Origin of the sequence: Mariniflexile aquimaris (assembly GCF_042676825.1) — a bacterium.
In the GTDB taxonomy this organism is placed as follows: domain Bacteria; phylum Bacteroidota; class Bacteroidia; order Flavobacteriales; family Flavobacteriaceae; genus Mariniflexile; species Mariniflexile aquimaris.
Map to the genome: position 1 here is coordinate 1 of NZ_JBHTIB010000003.1, position 1,570 is coordinate 1,570.

Consider the following 1,570-nt stretch of genomic DNA (forward strand, 5'->3'; position numbering starts at 1 on the left):
TTAAATTCCGTTTGAGTGATTAAATCCGATCTGTTTATTTTCGCAAACAAGCTCAAAAGTCGGTGTTTAATTTTGTCCGCGTATCGATTCCGCAAACTTGGTAAAATTCCGCAGTTCGGTTTTCCGCATTTTGCTTAAAATCCACGTAAAGATTGGCAAATGTCAGATAACTAAAATTAAAAATTCGGACTGAAATTTTGGTTTGAAACGTGTTTTCCGCATTAAAGGTAACGTTTATGTNTTACACGGTGTTACCTTTAGTGTTTTTTTTTCTGTCATTTTTTCGTCCGCAATAAATGTCAAAATCAGCTTTCCGCAAGAGTGAGGTCAGTCGTTTTATATTCCGTTTGAGTGATTAAATCCGATCTGTTTATTTTCGCAAACAAGCTCAAAAGTCAGCGTTTAATTTTGTCCGCGTATCGATTCCGCAAACTTGGTAAAATTCCGCAGTTCGGTTTTCCGCATTTTGCTCAAAATCCACGTAAAGATTGGCAAATGTCAGATAACTAAAATTAAAAATTCGGACTGAAATTTTGGTTTGAAACGTGTTTTCCGCATTAAAGGTAACGTTGTTGTATATGGTTTGTTGCGTGTTTTAAGCACCTAATTTAGCAAATACAAACCGAATAGAAAATCCGCGAGGATTTTCGTAAGTAGGCTAGAACTAGCAATAAATTATATACGGTGTTACCTGCTGGCTTTAATTTCGTTTATAATTTTCTTCTTTCTTTTTTTTGTCAAACTTTTAACCCAATAAGTGATTATTACATCATATCCTTCAGATATTTTTCGTTCATTTTCATTCAGTTCGACAATCCAAGTTGCAATTTTATTTCCGTTTTCATTCCACGCTTTTATTTGGTCAAAATATTCCGATTTCGTTCCGAATTGTTGAGCACTATTTCCAGTTACAAAAATCACTTTCTTATCGGTTAAATTATAATTTTTCCGCTGTTCGTAGTTCATATATTCAGACAGAAATTCAGATTCTGCTTGAGTGAGTTTCGGATTATTATCAATTCCGCATTCAATGAGGTTTTGTCCAATTGAGTTGATTGAAATCAAAAGTATAATTATTGCACCAATTTTTTTCATAAGTTCGATTTTCAGCTTGCAGGTAACGTTTATGTGTATGGAAAGTTGCGTGCTTGTGTGCGAGGATTTTCCGAAGGAAAATCAGATGCAAGCAAGCAAAGCAACTGACATTGGTTTAGTATAAAACTAGCAATTTTTTATACACGGTGTTGTGTTTTCGTTGTTTTTTTTCTTACAGTTTTTGGTCAGTCGTTTTTTTGCGTTTCGCTGATCAGTCCGACGCAACAGTTGCGCACTGCTTTGGTCAGTCAGAAGTTTTTTTGGGTTTTTATTCCGCAAACAAGCTAAAAGTCCGATGCGTTTTTTATTTCACATTTGAGTGAGAATCCAATGTGATTTTTGAATTTCCGCAATACTATTTTTCGGTTTATTCTTTCTTAAAATTCAAAAAAAAATTTCGAAAAACAAACTGGATTTTTTTCCGTTTTGAGTGCGTTCAGCAATGAAACACAACGTTTATGTGTATGGAAAGTTG

The 1,570-nt window shown here is 34.3% G+C and carries 1 protein-coding gene; it reads right to left on the bottom strand.

What is annotated here, in order from left to right; all coding sequences use genetic code 11:
- Positions 1-687: 687 nt before the first annotated feature.
- Entirely contained in the window at positions 688-1,095 is a 408-nt protein-coding gene (locus ACFQ0I_RS04965; protein WP_379939971.1) for a hypothetical protein, read from the bottom strand.
- Between the last annotated feature and the right edge of the window lie 475 nt (positions 1,096-1,570).

Excerpts from the sequence above, each read along its gene's own strand:
- ACFQ0I_RS04965 (WP_379939971.1), bottom strand. The coding sequence starts at position 1,095 with ATGAAAAAAATTGGTGCAATAATTATACTTTTGATTTCAATCAACTCA.